Consider the following 995-nt stretch of genomic DNA (forward strand, 5'->3'; position numbering starts at 1 on the left):
AACACCCGAAGTCGGTGAGGTAACCTTTTGGAGCCAGCCGCCGAAGGTGGGGCCAATGATTGGGGTGAAGTCGTAACAAGGTAGCCGTATCGGAAGGTGCGGCTGGATCACCTCCTTTCTAAGGATATACGAAAGGCGAAGGCGCCCGGTTAGCGACGTACAAACTGGACTGAACCGAAGGAGATAAAGGAAACACAGCGAGCATCGTGAGCTGATGTTGACTTATCGTACGGAGGTGAGGGAAGTTGTGCTAGTCGCTGGGTGCCGGAGCTGGACAGGAATTAGCTCTTTCGAGCTAAACACAGGGCATACTTGGTTGTTTGGTTCAGTTTTGAGGGATCAAAACCTCAAAGGATCTTCTGTTAAATGCCGTCACGTCCTGTGACGAACACAGAAGTCACCACCTCGTGTGGAAGTTTGTACCTTGAAAACTAGATAAGATAAATAGGAAGTGAAGGCGACTGCTCAGCAGGAGCCGGAACTAGACTATGCAAGACATTCAACGACATTGAAGTAACACGTCATTCACGAACGATAAGTTAAGTGAAGAAGGGCGCACGGTGGATGCCTTGGCACTAGGAGCCGAAGAAGGACGGGACAAACACCGATATGTCTCGGGGAGCCGTACGTAGGCATTGATCCGGGAATTTCCGAATGGGGGAACCCCCTGCCCGTAATGGGGCAGGACGCTTATCTGAATTCATAGGATAAGCGAGGCAGACCCGGGGAACTGAAACATCTCAGTACCCGGAGGAAGAGAAAGCAAACGCGATTTCCCAAGTAGCGGCGAGCGAAACGGAAACAGCCCAAACCAGAGAGCTTGCTTTCTGGGGTTGTAGGACACTCCATCGGAGTTACCAAGAAACAATTTAAGCGAATCGATCTGGAACGATCAGCCAAAGAAGGTAAGAGCCCTGTAGTTGAAAGATTGTTTCCTCCGGAGTGGATCCTGAGTACGGCGGAACACGAGGAATTCCGTCGGAATCCGGGAGGAC

The 995-nt window shown here is 51.3% G+C and carries 2 rRNA genes; both read left to right on the top strand.

The features are described from left to right. Nucleotides 1-118, top strand: a 16S ribosomal RNA gene (locus F6X55_RS05955); the annotation flags it as partial. 419 nt (nucleotides 119-537) lie between these two features. After that, a 23S ribosomal RNA gene (locus F6X55_RS05960) occupies nucleotides 538-995 on the top strand; the annotation flags it as partial.

This window comes from Sediminibacillus terrae (genome assembly GCF_009602435.1).
Lineage (GTDB): Bacteria > Bacillota > Bacilli > Bacillales > Amphibacillaceae > Sediminibacillus > Sediminibacillus terrae.